Origin of the sequence: Brevibacillus panacihumi W25 (assembly GCF_000503775.1) — a bacterium.
GTDB lineage: Bacteria > Bacillota > Bacilli > Brevibacillales > Brevibacillaceae > Brevibacillus > Brevibacillus panacihumi_A.
Genome location: NZ_KI629785.1, coordinates 37,591 through 56,510 on the forward strand (window position 1 = coordinate 37,591; position 18,920 = coordinate 56,510).

The window sequence follows — 18,920 nt, forward strand, 5'->3', positions numbered from 1 at the left end:
ATAAGGAAAACAAAGCCACGTCATTGTAACACGGCTTCCCGAGAAAAGAAACAAACTGACACTCATCCGTTGCAAGTGTCAGTCCGCTTAATGAAAAACATCCAGCAGCATCTCCGTGCTAGCCTCATCAGTCGTCTCCCAATTGGCAGCGAACCGAACCTGGTGGGATACTGCCAGGATGTCGTATGTCTGAACCAGGTGCTGGCGGGCTGAACCCACAATCAAGCTGTGCAGACGAAGCTGCCTGCTTTTGCCCAGTTCCGCCATTCGCTCGAGAACATAAGGCGAGATGCTCCCGATTCCATCCGTAACCATGACGAAATCAGCACCACGAAAAGCCTTGTTCTGCTCAAGCAGTTCCATGCCCCTTTTTATCGGTGCATCAAAATGGGTACCGCCGCCATACGCCATCTGTGCAAGAGCGTAAAAGGCAGTCCAGTCCGGTTTCCGGTGGTAGAGGATTTGTTCGCGCAGCTCTCCCTTGGCTCCAAACAACAGGAGAACAAAATCGCGTTTTTCCAGCATGGAGAGTGCGGCAAAAGTCATGACGAAAAGCTGTGCAAGACGAAGCTTGCCGCCGCGCATCGAATGCGAGGTATCCAGCATGCAGATCACAGGCCCTTTCGGGGGTTCCTCCACCCAACCGGATGCATCATAGGTCATCAGCTTTTGATCCATCCATTTCAGAAAAAAATACGACTCGTAATCAGGGTCAGCCAATAGGGCTGCTTCGGATGGGAGCATGCGGGCAATGTCGGAGGATTGACGCAGGTCGTAATACTCCTCGGGTATCTGTCGTTTGCGGATCTCTCGCCTTTTGACACGGAAGTGATGGACCTGGCGACCAACCTCCTGCAAGAACTGAATCAGATCGGGGTGGCGCTTGAGTTTTTCCACCCATTTCAGATACTGTTCGAAGCTTTGCCTGCGAAGCCTGCCCAAGTCATGCCCCCAGCTTCGATTGGCGAACTGCTGGCTTGCTGCAATCAATTCCTCGACAAACAGGCTGTCGACATCCTCCTGGGACAAAGAGGTTTTCAAGGCCTTCTCCAGCCATTGCCCCAGCTCCTGTTCAAATGCCTGAATCGTTTCTCTCTCCTGCCTGTCCAGCCGATCCATCTGCTTTTCGCGCTGTCCCAGCTCCTCCTCCAGCTTTTTCACCTTTTGCAGCAGCTTGCTGCGGCGTGTAAACTGAACGCGCATCTCTTCGCGAAGCTCCTCGATCCGCTGTTTCAAGGCATCGATTTCCGCCTGGACGAGCGGCTTCGTATCCCTTGCCTCTTGTTTTTCCTCCACGATCCGCTTTCCCAGCTGAAGGGTATAGCCGACCAATTGAAGCTGCGCTACCTGCTTTTCCGACAGCAGTTCCGAGATTTGTGCCTGCTCTTGACCGTCTTGTCCCTGCAGCATGGTTAATCCTGCGAGCATCGGCGTGACGGTTTGCTCCTTTTCACGCTGCTTTACTTCCGCGGCGAAAGTCTCGGTCAGCCAAAGCAGAGCCTTTATCGCGGTCTTAAAAGCAGCACTGTCTCGACCAACGGTTCGCGGATGTATCATTTTCGTGAAATACTGCTTCATCAGAGTTCGGATCATCCACTTGTGAAAGGGAGTCGCTTCCTGTGTCTGATCGATCACCGGTTTCGGGAGATAGAAGACGAAAAAGAAATCTGCCAACAGCTCCAAATCAAACCAGGACGCTTGTTGACCCGCCTGTTCGACCCATTCCTTCGCGGTGCGGGAGGAAGAGAGATACGTCTCAAAGAGATAGCGATCTACCTGGCTGGTGCGAACAATCATTCCCCACACCTCCTACAGCGTATAATCGTAGTCCGTCCCCGGAATATCCTGGTCAAAAATGGTCCGGTAGGTACGCTGCAACTGCTGCAAAATCCGTTCTCCCTCAATCCGCAAATACGCAAATTTCACCGTGTATTTCTCGACGTTGTGAATCAGCCTGTTCTTTTCCAGGATAAAGGCATGGAGGTCTTTCTCTCGTTTCTGCCACTCCTGCAGGCGATTGCGCAATTCCTGAGCAGTCTGGGTCAATTGCTCCCTGCTTGCCTCCAGTAGTGTCCGGCTCTTCTCCATGGCCTCTTTGCCCAGCTTGGCCCCTACCTCTTTTTTAAACTGGAAGGCATGCAGCTCAGACTCCTTTTCCTTCCACTTGTCGGCGATCTGGGAATAATGGCGCAAGGGAAGCTCATCCTCCAGCTCTGCCTTCAACATCTCTGTGAACTGCTTTTCATACAGCTCTCGCATCACCGGGAGATCTTCCGGCACGTCCCACATCATATGCGGGGTATAGACAGTATCCCAGATGGTGACTTCCTCACGGCCATGCAGGGCGGCAGAGGTTTTCCAGATCGTGGCGATCTTTTTCAAGCGGCGGTCTGACAAGCGGTATTCCTTTTCCTCCAGGCCTTGTTTGATCGAGAACAGGAAGTAGACCAAGGCTCCTGGAATTTTGACGTCTGCGGCTGCCTCCTGAATATCACGCACGTCGTAGAGCGAAAAGACGACAGGCATCGCGGTATTCGGCATGGTCAGCATTTTTTCGTAGCTGGCAGCATGCTGCAGGTATCCGACCTCGTAGCGGATCAAAAAACGGTCGTACAACGCAGACAGTTGTTCGTCATCCTCAGGCAATTCATTGGAGGCAGCGATCAAAAACTGGAGCGGGACCGGTTGCTTTTCCCGGCCGTTGAAATAAATCCGCTCATTGAGGATCGAGAGCAACGAATTGAGAATGGCGCTGTTGGCTTTAAAGATTTCATCCAGGAAGACAAATTGCGCCCCTGGCAAATAGCCGGACGTTTTGCGCACGTATTGATCCTGTTTTAATTGCTGCAAGGAAACCGGGCCGAATATCTCATCCGGTGTCGTAAAGCGAGTCAATAAATATTCAAACCAGTGTTCGGAACCAAAAAGCTGGGAGATGCCCCGGGCGAGCTGAGATTTTGCCGTGCCAGGAGGTCCGATCAACAGAACGTTTTCGCCGCTCATCATGCCGAGCAGCAGCAGCCGGATCAATTCGCTCCGTTCCAGAAAACGGCGTTCCAGCAGCTCGATGGCTTGATCCATTTTACGTAGAATGGGTGTAGGTGTTGGTGTGTGCATCTCAGCTGGCAAGTCGTCGCAACGCAAGGAAAACAACGACACGCCACTTCCCCCCTCGTTCTGATTTCCAGTTGTGATTCAGTTTCATTGCGGCTGCTCCACCATAAGGAGCATCGATGGTTGTTTTCTTATAGTCGCATAACGCGGATGAAAATGCCAGTTTTCGCGTCAGGATCAACGGTTTCCTGCTTTTGTGCGTTCACCCAAGTCTGATTTTTCGCATATCCTGTTGTCACAAGTACCTGCAACGGATGACAGACAAAGGAGGGCACAAGATGGGGATTGAACTTGCCTGGCTGCATGGTGTATATGTGTTGTTCGTGCTCGGGATTATTCTCATGATGGTTTTGCGGCGTGACACCAGCCTGATCAGCATCGTCGGCATCGCCATCCTCGGTTTTACCGCCACAGGCTCTGTCATTGCATCGGTCGGTGGAATTTTCGGTAGCTTCATCTACGCGATCACAGAGCTTTTGCCCACGATCCTCGTCATCTGCATCATTGTGGCTATGAGCCATGTGCTGACAGATACGGGCGTGAATGAAACAATGATCCGGCCCATGACGCATCTTGTTCGGAACGCTACGCTTGCGTATTGGGTGATTGGGATCGTGATGATGATCATTTCCTGGTTTTTCTGGCCGTCTCCTGCAGTTGCCCTGGTCGGGGCCGTCATGCTGCCTGTCGCAATACGCGCGGGACTCCCGGCGATCGGTGTCGCCGTCGCCATGAACTTATTCGGACACGGTATCGCGCTATCTGGCGACTTCGTCATCCAAGGCGCACCATCATTGACAGCCAAAGCTGCCGGCATTCCGGTATCCGACGTGCTTCATGCGAGCATCCCGCTGGTGATTGTCATGGGTCTCGTCACGACTATTACGGCCTTCTGGTATTTGCGAAAAGACATGAAAATGGGTCTGGTTGCCCCGGCATCCGAGCATATATTTAGCGCGGATTCCTCCGTCAAAGCACCACTTCGCCCTGGTGTGAGAAAAACGTTGGCCTTCCTCGTGCCGCTTCTCTTTCTCCTAGACGTGATCGCCATGTTCGCTTTTGACCTTCTCGGCGGCGAAGCGACAGCCCTGGTAGGCGGGACTGCCTTGTTGATCCTGATCGTCTCTACCATGCTGGCACATAAGGAAAAAGGGCTGGAGCAGGTCACCACCCATTTGATTCAGGGATTTCAATTCGGCTTCAAAGTATTCGGCCCCGTGATCCCGATCGCAGCTTTCTTTTATATGGGCGACAGCGGTTTCATCTCGGTCTTCGGGGAAGTACTGCCTGCCGGTTCACAAGGCATTGTCAATGACCTGGGCGTAGCCTTGGCGCACACGATTCCTGTCAATAAAGAAGTGGCTGCCCTCACGCTGACTTCTGTCGGCGTCATCACTGGGCTGGATGGTTCCGGCTTCTCTGGGATCACGCTCGCAGGCTCGATCGCACAATTATTTGCAACTGCGCTCGGAAATGGAATTGCTACACTGACAGCTCTGGGTCAAATTGCTGCGATTTGGGTCGGAGGCGGAACCTTGGTTCCCTGGGCATTGATCCCCGCAGCAGCGATTTGCGGTGTTGACCCGTTCGAGCTGGCACGGCGAAATCTCTACCCGGTCGTCATCGGTCTTCTGGTCACCACGATTTTTGCCATGTTTCTCTTATAACAACGAAAAAAGGCGGATGGGAATCGTATCTCATCCGTCTTTTTTCGTCTGTTTTCGAACAAGCTTCATACAATTTCTAGTACAAACCATCTGAAAGGAACGGACCTGGTTATGAATTCTTGGAAAAAAAGCATTCAGATTGCAGCAACATACATCGGCACCGTGGTAGGAGCCGGATTTGCCAGCGGGCAGGAGATCATCGCTTTTTTCACCCTGTACGGTCACGCAGGGACATTCGGGATCCTGCTCTCCACAATCCTCTTTGTGTGGTTGGGCTATAAAATGATGTGGCTGGCTCATCAATTGCGCACTCCGTCCTATGAGTCGTTCAACCAGCGTTTGTTTGGCAATATCGCAGGGCGGGCTATCAACCTGTTCGTGTTTTTGACACTCTTTGGCGTCACTACCGTTATGCTGGCAGGGGCGGGATCCATTCTGGAAGAGCAATTTCAGATTCCCTACCTGGTAGGGAGTGCCGGGACTGTCCTGATCGCATTGCTCATCTTGCGAAAAGGTCTGGAGCAGCTAATGGCCGTCAATTCCATCGTCGTTCCAGCCATGCTTCTGTTTACACTCCTGATTCTGATAGACGGAAGCGCGACTCTCCCGCTATCTACGGAATTTCCTCATTTTGAAGGTTTGCTCTGGAAAAGCATCCTCTATATCTCCTTCAACCTCGCCATGGCGCAATCTGTCCTCATTCCCATCGGTTTCTCTGTCCGTGATCCGGTCGTACTGCTGCGCGGAGCTATCGTGGGTGGCATCTGCCTCGGATTTATGCTGATCGTCATCCACACCGCCATGCTCGCCAACTGGCAGGAAGTTCGCTACCTGGATGTTCCGATCCTGTTCATCACAGACGGCTGGAACAGATGGCTGCAATTGTTCTTGGTCTTCGTTCTGTTCTCCGAGATTTTCACTACCCTCATCTCCAATGTTTTCGGAATTGGCCAGCAGATGCGCGAACTTTTTCAGGTGCCTGAAACTACGTCGTACCTATTCCTGTTTGGAACGGCATTTGTCCTCTGCCTGATCGGGTACTCTGAGCTGCTGATGTTCCTGTACCCTTTGTTTGGCTACCTGGGGCTTGCCACCTTGCTGCGAATCACATGGCCGGGTCGGGCTTTGAGGCGGTAATCCGCTGTCTAGGGACGCAGATACGATAGCAGCATCTCCTTCAGCATCCGCTGCTGGATGTGGATCGCGATATCTTCCTCCAGATAGGAGATTGCCGATTTCAGGCTGATGTTATTGCCGAAGGTGCCATAGGCGTTGATGATGGTAATGATGGCTTCCTTGATTGGAATATCCTTGCGAATGGATCCGTCCACTTTTCCATCCTCAATGATTTTCATAAGGATGAGTGCAATCACCCTCTGGGTCTCGATATACTCCTCGATGCCGTCGAGGGGTTTTTTCGCGAAGGAGGCATAGCTTTCGAATGCTTCGCGAAATCTCGCTGATTTCCATACCTCTTCCTTTTCCGTAGGATGTCCCATCAGATAGTCCAAAACCTGTTCCAATCTCTCATAAGCAGAACCGTTGGTTGAGACGATTCCTTTCACGGTATGCAACTAGCGATTCCCTTGATGGAAAAAAACAACGGCGGTTCAATCGTAAACATCTCCTCCATCGCAGCTTTGACCGGAATGGCAGGAGCCGGCGCTTACACCGCTTCAAAAGGAGCTGTTCGCTCCATTACGAAAGCGGCAGCCGTCGATTACGGCAAGAAAAATATCCGCGTAAACTCGGTGCATCCTGGTTATATCGAAACACCAATGAGTGCGCCATCGATGGCGGCGTACAAGGATTACTTCCTGTCGCAAATCGCGTTGCCTGACCTGGGACAAGCGGAAGAGGTAGCCGCTGCCGTTCTGTTCCTCGCATCCGACGAAGCGAGCCATATTACGGGGATTGAGCTGCCCGTCGATGGCGGGGTAACGGCGAAATAAAGTACAAGGACAGCAAAAAAACTGCTTTTATCCATTCTACGGATAGAAGCAGTTTTTCTAGTATTAGGCATGCGTCTTACGTACTTTGTTCACGCCGCTAAAAGATCCTCTTCCAGATTTTCGCTGCCTCTAAAGCCAGTGTGTTACCTGGGTACCGGGACCGTACTCGTTAGCAAAAATATCAGACAACAAAAGTTATCCCGTCGCTCAAATATTGTATACCTTCGTGCAAAAAAACGCTACCGAGAATTGATAACCCCGTGTTTCATGAGAAGCGCACTAACGAGTCGTTAGTGCCGCGAAGTGAGCTTTTGTATTTGACTGAGCACAATCCTTTTGATCTCTTCATTGCCATAGGCGCCGGGAGTCATGACATTCTCTTCTGGCCAATAGGAAATGTCCAAACTTGATTGATCGGTCAGATGAAGTCTGAAAAAATACTTTTCGCCCTCCGTTTTTCCTTCGTTATAGATGTTTCGGAAGTCAGCAACACTTAATTTTAAAAATTCTTCTGTAAATCGAATGGTTGCATCATCTGAAAACAGGCCAATTTGAGAATGATCTTCGATGCTTCGCATACTAATGTACGCCACTTTCCCCTTTATATCAAATAGTTCTCCGATTGTTTTGGCTCTTGGATTTTTGAAAACTTCATATAAATCTTCCCCAACAAATAGTCGAAAGCTTTCCGAGTAACCTTTTGCTTGATAAATGCCTGTACCTTTCTCTGCCTGTGTTGCGTCACCGTTTTTCATCAAATATCCAGGACATACCATCCCGTTCATTTTGAACTTTACATCCCCTATTTTCTTACCTTTGGAAATATGAGCATTATTTGAATTATATACTTTGGTATATTTGATGTTATTTAAGAGCAAAGCAGGAGCATATTCATCAATTTTGTTAATGCATGGGCCACCATCATCGACTTTCGATTGCAACATAACCTGTTCAAACCCCTTACCAGAACTCCCCAGTAATGTTATTACCGTACCGATTATAATCCAAGTTTTCATTCACTGTCTCCTTTTTTATCTTTTGGCAATACCACGGTCGAATTCTATAAAAATCCGAAGGACTATGATATCCTCCGGATTTTTATTACTCCCAGCTATATTTATTCAATACTTCTTCTTTAAGTTGATTAAATTGCTGAACATGTTCACCAAAATAATCAACTTTAGCTAATTGGTCAAGATCAAAACTTGGCATTACCTTATTTCCACTTTTTTGAATATCATGATTGTATTTTCCTTGAAACAAACCAACTATCGCGTATCCATCAAGTCCATCTACAGGCTTTAAGAAGAGAGTGTATTTTCCTCGCTCGTTTAATAAAGTATAGCCATCAATCGTTACAAAAGTACTATCTTCATCTCGAATATAACCAGGCTCGTAAACAATAATATTCTCTTTTCCCTCAAGGTCCCCTTTTATGACTCTCTTTACTTCTACCATAGAATCAGAGCTGAATAGTTTTCCTTTACTTAAGTCTAATGGATTACTTTTTCTTTCACCAGTAAATACTCCCTGTACAATAATAGTTGCCTCCTTTTCTAGCTCAGCCAATTTTTCATACGGCTTCACCTGTGCATGAAATGAAATAATTTTCTCCTTACTACTTGCTTGTACTGATAATGAATTTATGGTGAACAGACCCAAACAGATTATTAATAATAGAGAAGCCGATAATATTGAAACTTTTAAGTTTTTCATTTAATCACCCCATTTTTTAATACTTCCATTTAAGATTACTAATATCCAAGCTAGACGGCTTAGTTATCGTTGTTCTTTCTGGATACATTAAAGATTTTGTATTGGTCAACTGATGCACTAGAGAATACACATGTCCGAATTCATGTGATACAACTTTCTGAATTTCTGTACTGGTATATCTTTCTCTTTCCATGTAATCTTGAAATAAAAAAATAGCTGCAGTGTCCCACTTTTCAGAAGTTTTAACTTCGTTACAATCAGACTCACTCCAATTACAAGGAACCATTACACCACCCATTCCATGGTATTTTGCATTTTCTTTATCTATCGCAACAATAACGTCTGCATCAAGAGCCCAATCTGCCTCCGAAAAACCAAAATTCAAACCAGATATAGAAGAGAAAGTCGACATTGCATTCTGAATTTGTGATCTATATGGATTATCTCTCAAATAGTAATATTTTAAATCACTGTACTTTGATTGTTTTTTAAAACCTCCCGACCAAAATGCATTTGCTCCAATTAAATCTGACGCATATACTGCTGAACTAAAGAGAAATACCAAAACAAATGAAGATATTAATACCCTCCACTTTGACATACACACATAACCTCCATTTACAATTATTTTACATTTAATACAATATATCACTTTATTTGATTTGTAAATATGTTTTCCAGAAAAAGTTTATTATTACAAAAATTATATATTCATCTTTAGCGCTTAATAACTTAAATTACCGTTGATAAATAAAGGTATATCGACTATTACTCTAGCTTTAAAACAAAAAAACCTTCTGGGTTGGTAGAATGGAAAGTTACAAAGTTAACCATCCCAAACAAAAAGGTGTGTTTACAACACTCTACATTGCCTCCAAATACCGCTTTAAAATCAAAGCATGATTGTAAGCCTCTTCCTTCTTTGCATACAAAAGCGTGATTCTCCCCTGCTCGGCCCATTTCCTGAGTTGCTCAACATAAGGCTGCACCGCGGCCTCTGACAGCTCTTGCCGGTACTTCGCTTCAAATTCCGCAAATCTCTCCGGTTTATGCCCGAACCACTTTCGCAACTCCGTACTGGGTGCCACCTCTTTCATCCAAAGCGTCAATTTTGCCTTTTCCTTCGCAATACCTCTGGGCCAAAGGCGGTCGACAAGGATACGCATCCCGTCTGCACTCTCTGGCTCTTCATAGATTCGCTTCACCTGTATATTGCTCACGATCTCACCCCTCGATTGAAAAAAGGCACTAACAAGTGTCAATACCTGTTAGCGCCAGATGCCATCTATTCTTATTATTCGTGCTTTCTTCCACCCAGATACGCTTCTTTTACCTTCTCATCGGTGAGCAAGGATTCGCCTGTGCCTTGGTAGACGATCTGTCCTGCTTCCAGCACGTAGCCGTAATCCGCGATTTTCAACGCTTGCTTCACGTTTTGCTCGACGATCAGAACGGTCGTTCCTTCCTGGTTGATCTGCTTGATCACCCGAAAAATATCGGATACCACGATAGGAGCTAAGCCCATGGACGGCTCGTCCAACAGAAGCAATTTGGGGCGCGACATGAGGGCGCGGGCAATCGCCAGCATTTGCTGCTGGCCGCCGGACATCGTGCCGCCCAACTGGGACAACCGCTCTCGCAGGATCGGGAACCAGTTCATCATTTTCTCCATGTCATCCTTGATGCCAGCCTGGTCATTGCGCTGGAACGCGCCCATCTCCAGATTTTCCAGTACCGTCATTTGTCCAAGAATGGCCCGTCCTTCAGGAACAAGCGAGAGTCCCGCACTGACCAGCTTGTGAGGCTTCCAGCCTTCTACGCGCTGCCCCAGGAAGGTAATGGTCCCTTGATCCGGGGTCAAGAGGCCAGCAATGGTTTTCATCGTTGTCGTTTTTCCTGCGCCATTGGCCCCGATCAAAGCTACAATTTTTCCTTCCTCTACATCGAGAGAGAGGTTGCGTATCGCTTTGATCTGACCGTATGACGTGCTTAAATCGCGAATGCTAAGCATCCTCTTCCTCCTCCTTACCCAGGTACGCCTCGATCACATCAGGGTGATTTTGGACTTCTTCCGGCTTGCCGTCCGCAATCTTGACCCCGAAGTTGATGCAAACGACTTTATCGCACAGATTCATGACCAAGCCCATGTCGTGCTCTACCAATAGAATGGTGATGCCCATGGCGCGGATTTTTTCGATCAGGTTCGTCAAATCCTTGGTCTCGCTCTCAATCATCCCGGCTGCAGGCTCATCGAGCAGCAGCAGCTTCGGCTCAGCAGCCAGTGCTCTGGCAATTTCCAGGCGGCGCTGTTGGCCGTATGCAAGGGTATCGGAGCGAACGTCTGCCACATTTGTCAACCCGACGAATTCCAGCAGTTCTTCTGCTTTGGCCAGGACAGCCCGCTCTTCTTTTTTCTGTTTGGGAGTATGCAACAGCGAGGACCAGAAACCTGCTTGCGAGCGGGTATGACAACCCACTCTTACGTTATCCAGGGCAGACATATGTCCAAACAAGCGAATGTTTTGAAAGGTTCGTGCAATGCCCAGCTCCGTAATTTTATGCGGCGGCATCTGATTCAACGTTTGTCCGGCAAACGATATCGTCCCGTTAGTCGGTGGGAAGATGCCCGTCGCCATGTTGAAGATCGTGGTTTTGCCTGCCCCATTAGGCCCGATCAGGCCGACGATTTCCCCTTCTGACACGGTAAAGCTAACATCGGTTAAAGCTTTAATCCCGCCGAAGGTTTTCCCGACATTCGTAAGCTGCAACAACATCATTCCACCCCTTTCGGCTGTTCATTTTGCTTCTTGGAACCACGGCGAAACAGCTTTTGCAGGGTATCGGAGCCAATCAGTCCGCGTGGGCGCACCGCCATGACGAGAACCATGATGGCACCGTAAAAGATCATTTTGTACTCAGCCAATCCACGCAATACTTCTGGCAACGCCGTCAAAGCAACTGCTCCGAACAAGGCACCCCAGACCACTTCTGTACCGCCGATAACGGCAAAGGAAAGAATCTCCACCACTTTGTGGTAGTTAAAGTCGGTTGGTGTGATCGCCGTAGTAATGTGAGCAAAGAGTCCGCCACAAAGCCCTGCCAGTACAGAACCGATGATAAAGGCGAGCATTTTGTAGTAATTTACCTGAATCCCCATGGCTCTTGCCGCTGTCTCATCTGCACGAATCGCTTCAAACGCGCGGCCCAAGCGGGATGAATTCAGACGAAGCGTCAAGAACAGCACAACGAGGAATAAAAGGAATAGGAAGACAAGTGTCGACAGGGATTTTATTACTGGAACTGAAAGACCCAGGGACTGCGAAGTGATCCCGACCGCCTTCATCCCGTCGTAGATATACGTTCCCAAAGATTTCAATCCCGTAATACCCAAGGCGCCATTGGTGATCTCCATGTTCAGCAAAATGACGCGAACCACCTCGCCAAAGCCAAGTGTCGCGATCGCCAGATACAATCCGTGCAGCTTCAATGTAGGGGCCCCGATCAAAAGAGCGATCAGTCCCGCCATCAGCGCGCCCGCAATAATTGCAACGAACATAGGGAGATCTGCGTTTTTGCTTAAAATACTGGTTGTATAAGCCCCGATGCTCATAAAGCCGGCATGGCCGAGCGAGAGTTGACCGGTGGCCAAGGTAATGAAGATACTGATCGCCAGGATACAGTTCAGGATAATAAAGGTGACTACCTGTATGTTATAAGGATTTAACCATTCCATCCTCAAATCAACTCCTTTCTAGGCTTTGCGGCCAAATAAGCCCTGCGGCCTAATCAGCAAAATGAGGATGATCAAACCAAATGCTACTGCGTCACGATACGAAGAAGCCCCGTAAGCAACGGTGAACACCTCAATGACACCCAAAATAAGACCACAAATCATCGCTCCGGGGATACTCCCTACCCCGCCAAGGATCAAAACAGCGAGACCTTTAAATCCAAGTGTCATCCCCATGGACGGAATGAGAGCAGAATATGTCATACCGATCAGCATACCTGCGATCCCGCCGAGACTGGAGGCTAGTACGACAGTCGTTACAATCACCATATTGGTGTTGATCCCCAGCACGCTTGCTGTCTCTGTGTTTTCTGCCGTTGCACGGATCGCTTTCCCCACTTTGGTCTTATTGATCCAGAAGTGCAGGACCACCATGAGAACAACGGCAATCCCCAGAATAATCAAGTCGACGACGCGAATCTGAACAGATCCCAATTGAAAGGCTTGGCTTCCAAACGTATCCGGGACTGCGCGGGAATCTGCACCAAAGAGTTTGTGCATGCCCTCTTCAAGCAAGGTGGCAAAACCAATCGTACTGATCAGCGACGCCAAGTGAGGGACGTTTTTCTTGCGCAAAGGGCGCATGGCAGTAAATTCAAGAATCAATCCAAGAATACCTGATACAACAATGGAAGCGAGAAAAGCAACCGCGATTGGCATATCAAAATTGGTAACCAAAATCAGACCGACGAAAGAACCAAAGATAAATACCTGCCCATGCGCCATGTTGATAATGCCAAGCACGCCGAAAATCAGCGTGTACCCGATCGCAATCAACGAATACGTACTGCCAACGGTCAGACCGTTAACAAGCTGTTGCAAAAACAAGCTCCTTCACCTACTTTCTTCAAAATGCGGGGAAAGGGATTGCCCGAATTCTATCAGGCAATCCCTTGGTTTGAAATAAGAGCTACTTTTTACGCTTATTCAAACGGTACAAACTTTCCGTCTTTCGCTTCAACGACAACAGCTTCACCGATCGGATTGCGTCCTTCGTCAAAGGAGAGCTTACCGGATACACCTTCAAAGTCCTTGAGTTTTGCAAGCTCGTCGCGCAACGCGTTGCGATCTGCTTTACCAGCACCCAGTAAGGACTGGGACATGATATACAGGCTGTCGTACGCTTGTGCCGCAAATTGGTCAGGCTTGGAGCCATATTTTGCTTCAAAAGCTTTTACGAAATTTTGCACTTTTTCATCCTGTTTCTCAGGGCTGAATGGTGTAGCAACGATCAGTCCTTCTGCAGCAGGACCGGCAATTTCAAATACTTTCGGATTATTGAAGCCATTTCCGCCTACGATGACAGAATTGATTCCCAACTCTCTAGCTTTTTTCACAACCATGGAACCTTCTTTGTACAGCGCGGATACCAGCAATACGTCTGGGTTCAATTGTTTGATTTTTGTCAATTGAGCGGAGAAATCAACATCACCGATGGAGAAAGTAGTCTCGCCCAGGTTTTCCAATCCCATTTTTTCCGCTGTCGCTTTCATGGTTTGGAATCCAGATACAGAAAAGTCATCGTTTTCTGCATAAATGAAAGCTGCTGTTTTGTAACCTTTATTCTCAATCGCCTTCTTCATTGCAGTAGGTACCGCGATCGATTCTGGCAAGGAGTTGCGGAATACATATTCCCCGATGTCATTGATGCCTTCTACGGTATTGGAAATCCCGAAAATCGGAGTTTCTGCCTCGTTGGCAACAGGACCAGCTGCAAGCATTTCACCGGAGAGTGTAGGACCGATGATAGCCACTACATTGTCTTGGTTGATCAGCTTGTTAACCGCGTTAATCGCGCTCTCTTTTTTACCGCCTGTATCTTCGTATTGAATCTCAATCTTCAATTTCCCTTTATTCGCTTCGTTCAGCTCTTCCAAAGCCAAATCCAGGCCTTTCTTTTGAGCTTCTCCATAAGCGGCGCTAGAACCGGAAAGAATGAAGACACCGCCGATTTTCGCGGTAAATTCTCCGGCGCTTTCGGCTGGAGCGGCAGTATTTGTCTCAGGTGTCTCTGCTGTGCCGCTTGGAGTCGAAGCTCCGCTCGAACAGCCTACCAACAGGCTTGTCCCCAACAGCGCCGACAGTAATGATTTGGTAATCCCCTTCATGATTAAGCCTCCTACTTTTATCTTTCTTAATATTTAGTAATGATAATGTAAAGTATAATAAAAGGCAATTATTCATTGACAGAAAACTACGAAAGATGTTGAAGAATGACGACCGGAGAGACAAAGACCAAAAAGACACTACAGCTAGTAGTGTCTTCTCATCGTTTTATTGGGCTGTTATTCGGCTTCCCCTACTACAGTAAATCGGGTATTTCGGTGTTCCGGATGCTCCAGCTCATCCACGACAGCAATGGCGTAATCAGCATAACTGATGTAGCTTTGCCCTTTCTTGTTCGTGATCAGGCGATCTTTCCCTTTTTGGTATGTGCCTGTCCGTTTCCCCTGAGGGTCAAAGAATGCTGCCGGACTGATGAAGGTCCACTCCACACTGGTAGACTGTTGCAGATCCTGGAGATTTTGTCCCTGATTGAAGGCGGTAGCATAATACTCTTTGGGAAAATCCGGTGTGTCCATGACGCGGGTGGCTTGCTCCTCATCGACGTACAAACTTCCGGCTCCGCCAACGACGACCAGTCTGGTGGATAAACCGCTGAGCGCCTCGATCAGTATACGCCCCGCCTTTACATGCAAGGTCTCTTGGCCAGGAGCCGCTCCAAATGCATTGACTACTGCTTCGAAAGCGCGCAGATCGTCCGCTTTCAAGTCAAAAATGTCCTTTTCGAGGACTTCGACTTGTGGATTCTGTACTTTTGCTGCGTCACGCACAATCGCCGTAACCTTGTGACCTCGGCTTACTGCTTCTTCCATGATGAGACGTCCTGCTTTACCGCTGGCTCCAATGATCGCGATCTTCATTCCATGTTCCTCCTGTATCCATCTACATTTAATTGTAACTAAATTGATTACATGTAATATAATAAGTTACAGGTTAATTATTTGTCAACGCCGATATGTTCGCTATAATGAACAAAGATGTCATAGAAAGAAGGCGAAATTGTTGTCGATCAGCAGTCGGTTTGCTGTAGCCATCCACATCCTCTCTCTCCTTGGAATCAACAAGGATCAGATCAATACTTCCGAATGGATTGCAGGCAGCGTCAACACAAATCCTGTCGTGATCCGAAAAATCACCGGATACCTCAAGAATGCCGGTTTGGTCCACGTTCGACCAGGCGTCGCAGGCGCCAGTCTAGCTCGTGATTTATCTGATATCTCCTTGCTGGATGTCTATAAAGCCGTTCAGGCTGTACCCGAAAATGAACTGTTTGGGATTCACGATCAACCCAATCCAGCCTGTACAGTCGGTCGAAACATCCAGCAGGCGATTGAACCGCTTTTTGTCACTGCCCAGCTCGCGTTGGAAAAAGCACTGGGCAATGTGACAATAGCGGACGTCGTAAGCAATATTCTGGAGCAGGAGCGGCAGCGTTCGAACTGATACATGCCGTTCCCGTCTATGCTTCCTCCCCTATTCTCTTTCCAAGCGGGGTCGTAATCCCATCCATGCTCACTGCATTTTTTTCCTTCCAATAGGTTTCCAAGCCTGTTGATCCTTTATTCTCGGCCCATTTGATTAACTGGTTCCGTTCCCCCTCGTAGGACAATAAAGGCATACTGAAGCCGCAGGAGGTTTTGACAGAGTGAATATCAGCCACGATGATTTGTCTGCTTCCTGGCACCAGATCAAATAGCGGGGCCAATTCCTCCCATTCCGCAGAGCCAGGCAAATAGACAGCTGCTGTACCGTACAACCGCAGAATCAACGGTTTTTCTCCAAAGGAAACAAACATGAATGTAATGCGGTTGTTCTCATTCAGATGAGCGCTAGTCTCATTGCCGCTCCCGGTCAAATCAAGATAGGCCACTCGATTTGTGGACAAGATGCGGAAGGTATCATACCCTTTTGGCGACAGATTGACATGACCTGTCGCAGCCGCCGTACCGACGAAAAAAAGAGGCTGCCCTTTCATAAACGCTTCATGCTCCGGCATGATGGATTCAAATACTCTGCCCATTCCCAACTCTCCTCTACGAACGTCGTTTTCTCTCTTTATACCATATTCTCCCTTAGGAACATTTTTTTCTACAAAAAAAGTCGTTCTCCAAGAACGACCCTCTAGAAAAGCCTATCATGCACGCTTTTCCCGCACACTTAAGATGACTCCAAAAATGATGATGGTTCCTCCGAGCAAATCGAATATGCGCAAAACTTCATGAAGGACTACGATTGAGAAAAGAACGCCGAAAATAGGAACGAGGTTCATCAGCGCCACTGCAGTACTAGAACTGAGGGTGCGCAGTCCATAGTTATACAACATAAATGCTGCAACAGAGCAGAAAATTCCAAGGTAGAGCAGGACCCAGAGTGACTCCGTGCTCGGCATCTGCCACCTGGATTGCTCAATGAAGGCAAGCGGAATAAATGCAAGCGTCCCTGCAATCGTTTGGTAAAACGAGACCGTGACCATCGAGTAATGTTTGACAACTTTACGTGTGATAAAGCTATAACCTGCAAACACAAAACCCGCTAGAATCAGGATTACATTGCCTGTCAGCTGCCCCGAGCTCTCCGCTGTGCTGCTGCCTGAGATCAAATACACTCCAAATACTGCCATTACGATCCCTAGTGACTTAACCATTGAAATTTTCACACGAAAAAAGATAAATTCCAAGAGTGCTGTTATCGCTGGATATGAAGCAACAATCAGCGCGGCGCTCGAAGCTGTTGTCAGCTCAAGTCCGATATTTTCAAGCGCAAAATAAAGAGTGGTTCCCAATACTCCGCTCAGCCCCATTAATCCGATGTCCTTCGGCGCGGGTCTTGCGAATTCTTTTCTCGCTAGCATGATCGCTCCTAAAATCATCGAGGCAATGACAAACCGTGCGGCTCCCAATGTAAGAGGCGGAAAGGAACTGTAAGCAATCTTCGTCCCTACAAATGAGGTGCTCCAAAGCAAGATCGCAATGATGACAGCGAGTAAGGAAAGGCTGCTATTTTTTTGAGCCTTTGTCAGGAATGCTTTCTGGATCTCATTTGAAGTATCCATGATGTACCTCCAAGGTATGAATATCGCCATTATTTTAGTTGCTACTTTGGTAGCAACGTATTTACAGATATAACATTGGCATTATTTCCTGTCAAGTGTAATAATGGGGAAAGAGAGCACATCGGACTTTTTAAAGAAGGGCGTCTAGGGGGTTCACAAATGAAATCAGAAGTCATTCGAATTCTGCAGGATTTGAATTTTACCGAATACGAAGCCAAAGCATACCTGGCTCTTCTGGATAAATCTCCTTTAACGGGGTATGCCATATCTTTGAACTCAGGTGTACCACGTTCTAAAATCTATGAAGTGTTAAACGGAATGGTGGAACGCGGCGACATCATGATCAGCCACGAAGATCCTTCGTTATATACGCCACTGCAGCCACAAGAGCTCATCAAATTGAAAAAAAGGAAACTCGTATCTTCATTAGAGGCTGCCGAAACTGCACTTTCCCACTACTCTTATGTCTCCTTAAATCGGGAAAACATTTGGAACATCACCGGCTGTGAAGCGATTTTGAGCCGTACCGCGGAAGCGATCAATCGAGCTACCGGACGTATTTTACTAGAGATCTGGACGGAAGAAGCCAAACTGCTAGAATCGGAACTGAGGATGGCGGCCGAACGAGGCGTCGAGATTTTGATTGTCGTATATGGTGAATTGCAGTTTGACTTTGCTCAAGTGTACCCCCATGATTCAAGTGAGGAGATTACGCAGGAATACGGCGGACGTTGGATTGTGGCTAGCATCGACGACCGGGAAGTGGTAGCGGGCGTCGTTTCTCTCGGAGCGGACAGCCGCGCCGCTTGGACTATGCACCCTGGTCTCGTCATGCCGATCACCGAGGTAATCATCCATGACTTGTACATTTACGAAATGATGCAGGCACACCGTGAAACACTGGAACATACATTTGGCCCCGATCTGATCGAATTGCGGAAGAAGTATAACATTGGGCCGTCTGGCTACAGTATGGCGATGAAGCTAGGGTTGGAAAACCCGCTTCCTAACAAAGGGATTTGAAGAAAAGCCGTATCTTCCCACAATGGGTTGATACGGCTTTCACGATGTTTATTCTTCTTTTCTACCTTCAGTATAGATTTGAAACGTAACACCGAACTTGTCTGTTACATCTCCAAAAGCTGGGCTGAAAAAGGTTTCCTGCAGCGGCATGTTGACCTTGCCGTCTTGTTGCAAGGCGTCGTAGAGTTTCTTCGCCTGTTCCACATCACTCACCTGGATACAAATGGTTACATTCTTCCCTACTTGAACGGTCTGCCCTGGGAATGTATCGGAAAACATGAGTTCCGACTCGCCCACTTTGAGCATGGCATGGGAGATGCGATTTTTGGCTTCTTCTGGCAAGGGATATTCCGGATTTTCCGGCATATCGCCAAATGCTTGCAAGAATAGAACCTGGGCATCCAATGCTTTTTCATAGAAATCGATCGCTTCCCGGGTATTCCCGTCCATGATGAGGTAAGGTGTCAAACGCAAGGACATGTATAAACAACCCTTTCTTCATTTGGAATTTGTTACTCTCTCACACTCTTATTATAGGATTC

The 18,920-nt window shown here is 47.8% G+C and carries 20 protein-coding genes and 1 pseudogene; 5 read left to right on the forward strand and 16 right to left on the reverse strand.

The genetic code is table 11. The annotated features are described in order from the left end of the window. Positions 1-87: 87 nt before the first annotated feature. Positions 88-1,797 (reverse strand): vWA domain-containing protein, encoded by a 1,710-nt coding sequence (locus tag T458_RS41020; RefSeq protein ID WP_023556869.1) that lies wholly within the window; start codon positions 1,795-1,797, stop codon positions 88-90. Between the two features lie 12 nt (positions 1,798-1,809). Then, positions 1,810-3,117: an AAA family ATPase gene (locus T458_RS41025; RefSeq protein WP_031305766.1), complete on the reverse strand. Its 1,308-nt coding sequence runs from the start codon at positions 3,115-3,117 to the stop codon at positions 1,810-1,812. A gap of 275 nt (positions 3,118-3,392) precedes the next feature. Here T458_RS41025 and T458_RS41030 point away from each other — a divergent pair, with 275 nt between their 5' ends. Beyond that, positions 3,393-4,781: a membrane protein gene (locus T458_RS41030; RefSeq protein ID WP_023556871.1), complete on the forward strand. Its 1,389-nt coding sequence runs from the start codon at positions 3,393-3,395 to the stop codon at positions 4,779-4,781. A 111-nt stretch (positions 4,782-4,892) separates the two neighbouring features. After that, a complete protein-coding gene (locus T458_RS41035; protein ID WP_023556872.1) occupies positions 4,893-5,918 on the forward strand; it encodes a YkvI family membrane protein in 1,026 nt (341 codons plus the stop codon). An 8-nt stretch (positions 5,919-5,926) separates the two neighbouring features. Here T458_RS41035 and T458_RS41040 read toward each other — a convergent pair whose 3' ends face one another. After that, complete coding sequence (locus T458_RS41040; RefSeq protein WP_023556873.1) at positions 5,927-6,355, reverse strand: hypothetical protein; 429 nt, start codon at positions 6,353-6,355, stop codon at positions 5,927-5,929. On the opposite strand from T458_RS41040, the pseudogene T458_RS41045 reads away from it, so the two are divergent. Continuing rightward, positions 6,341-6,733: pseudogene (locus T458_RS41045) on the forward strand (SDR family NAD(P)-dependent oxidoreductase); the annotation flags it as partial. The gene T458_RS41040 and the pseudogene T458_RS41045 sit on opposite strands and share 15 nt — an antisense overlap. 290 nt (positions 6,734-7,023) lie before the next feature. Here T458_RS41045 and T458_RS41050 read toward each other — a convergent pair. The 10 genes from T458_RS41050 to T458_RS41095 form a co-directional block, all read right to left on the reverse strand. Then, positions 7,024-7,749: a hypothetical protein gene (locus tag T458_RS41050; protein ID WP_023556875.1), complete on the reverse strand. Its 726-nt coding sequence runs from the start codon at positions 7,747-7,749 to the stop codon at positions 7,024-7,026. Positions 7,750-7,834: 85 nt separating this feature from the next. Next, positions 7,835-8,449 carry a hypothetical protein gene (locus T458_RS41055; protein ID WP_023556876.1) on the reverse strand — a complete coding sequence of 205 codons (615 nt, stop codon included), beginning with the start codon at positions 8,447-8,449 and terminating at the stop codon, positions 7,835-7,837. Between the two features lie 16 nt (positions 8,450-8,465). Continuing rightward, positions 8,466-9,050: a matrixin family metalloprotease gene (locus T458_RS41060; protein WP_023556877.1), complete on the reverse strand. Its 585-nt coding sequence runs from the start codon at positions 9,048-9,050 to the stop codon at positions 8,466-8,468. 262 nt (positions 9,051-9,312) lie between these two features. After that, on the reverse strand, positions 9,313-9,669 hold the full coding sequence (locus T458_RS41065; protein ID WP_023556878.1) for a DUF488 domain-containing protein: 357 nt from the start codon (positions 9,667-9,669) through the stop codon (positions 9,313-9,315). 74 nt (positions 9,670-9,743) lie between these two features. Next, positions 9,744-10,460: an ABC transporter ATP-binding protein gene (locus T458_RS41070; RefSeq protein ID WP_023556879.1), complete on the reverse strand. Its 717-nt coding sequence runs from the start codon at positions 10,458-10,460 to the stop codon at positions 9,744-9,746. Further along, positions 10,453-11,223, reverse strand: coding sequence for an ABC transporter ATP-binding protein (locus T458_RS41075; protein WP_023556880.1), 771 nt, complete (start codon positions 11,221-11,223; stop codon positions 10,453-10,455). Before T458_RS41075 ends, T458_RS41070 begins: the two co-directional genes overlap by 8 nt. Further along, positions 11,223-12,182, reverse strand: coding sequence for a branched-chain amino acid ABC transporter permease (locus T458_RS41080; RefSeq protein ID WP_023556881.1), 960 nt, complete (start codon positions 12,180-12,182; stop codon positions 11,223-11,225). Before T458_RS41080 ends, T458_RS41075 begins: the two co-directional genes overlap by 1 nt. Before the next feature lie 18 nt (positions 12,183-12,200). Continuing rightward, a complete protein-coding gene (locus T458_RS41085) occupies positions 12,201-13,067 on the reverse strand; it encodes a branched-chain amino acid ABC transporter permease (protein ID WP_023556882.1) in 867 nt (288 codons plus the stop codon). Positions 13,068-13,162: 95 nt separating this feature from the next. Then, positions 13,163-14,347 carry an ABC transporter substrate-binding protein gene (locus T458_RS41090; RefSeq protein WP_023556883.1) on the reverse strand — a complete coding sequence of 395 codons (1,185 nt, stop codon included), beginning with the start codon at positions 14,345-14,347 and terminating at the stop codon, positions 13,163-13,165. A 177-nt stretch (positions 14,348-14,524) separates the two neighbouring features. After that, positions 14,525-15,163 carry an NAD(P)-dependent oxidoreductase gene (locus T458_RS41095; RefSeq protein ID WP_023556884.1) on the reverse strand — a complete coding sequence of 213 codons (639 nt, stop codon included), beginning with the start codon at positions 15,161-15,163 and terminating at the stop codon, positions 14,525-14,527. Between the two features lie 142 nt (positions 15,164-15,305). On the opposite strand from T458_RS41095, the gene T458_RS41100 reads away from it, so the two are divergent. Next, complete coding sequence (locus tag T458_RS41100; RefSeq protein ID WP_023556885.1) at positions 15,306-15,746, forward strand: Rrf2 family transcriptional regulator; 441 nt, start codon at positions 15,306-15,308, stop codon at positions 15,744-15,746. A 16-nt stretch (positions 15,747-15,762) separates the two neighbouring features. On the opposite strand, the gene T458_RS41105 is transcribed toward T458_RS41100, so the two are convergent. Continuing rightward, the gene (locus T458_RS41105) at positions 15,763-16,323 is read right to left on the reverse strand and encodes a pyridoxamine 5'-phosphate oxidase family protein (protein WP_023556886.1); all 561 of its coding nucleotides are present in this window, start codon (positions 16,321-16,323) and stop codon (positions 15,763-15,765) included. A 114-nt stretch (positions 16,324-16,437) separates the two neighbouring features. Beyond that, the gene (locus T458_RS41110; RefSeq protein ID WP_023556887.1) at positions 16,438-17,355 is read right to left on the reverse strand and encodes a DMT family transporter; all 918 of its coding nucleotides are present in this window, start codon (positions 17,353-17,355) and stop codon (positions 16,438-16,440) included. A gap of 159 nt (positions 17,356-17,514) precedes the next feature. Between T458_RS41110 and T458_RS41115 the strand changes: the two genes are divergently transcribed. Beyond that, positions 17,515-18,378 carry a TrmB family transcriptional regulator gene (locus tag T458_RS41115; RefSeq protein WP_023556888.1) on the forward strand — a complete coding sequence of 288 codons (864 nt, stop codon included), beginning with the start codon at positions 17,515-17,517 and terminating at the stop codon, positions 18,376-18,378. Positions 18,379-18,426: 48 nt separating this feature from the next. Here the strand turns inward: T458_RS41115 and T458_RS41120 are convergent, their stop codons facing one another. After that, positions 18,427-18,858: a VOC family protein gene (locus tag T458_RS41120; protein WP_023556889.1), complete on the reverse strand. Its 432-nt coding sequence runs from the start codon at positions 18,856-18,858 to the stop codon at positions 18,427-18,429. Between the last annotated feature and the right edge of the window lie 62 nt (positions 18,859-18,920).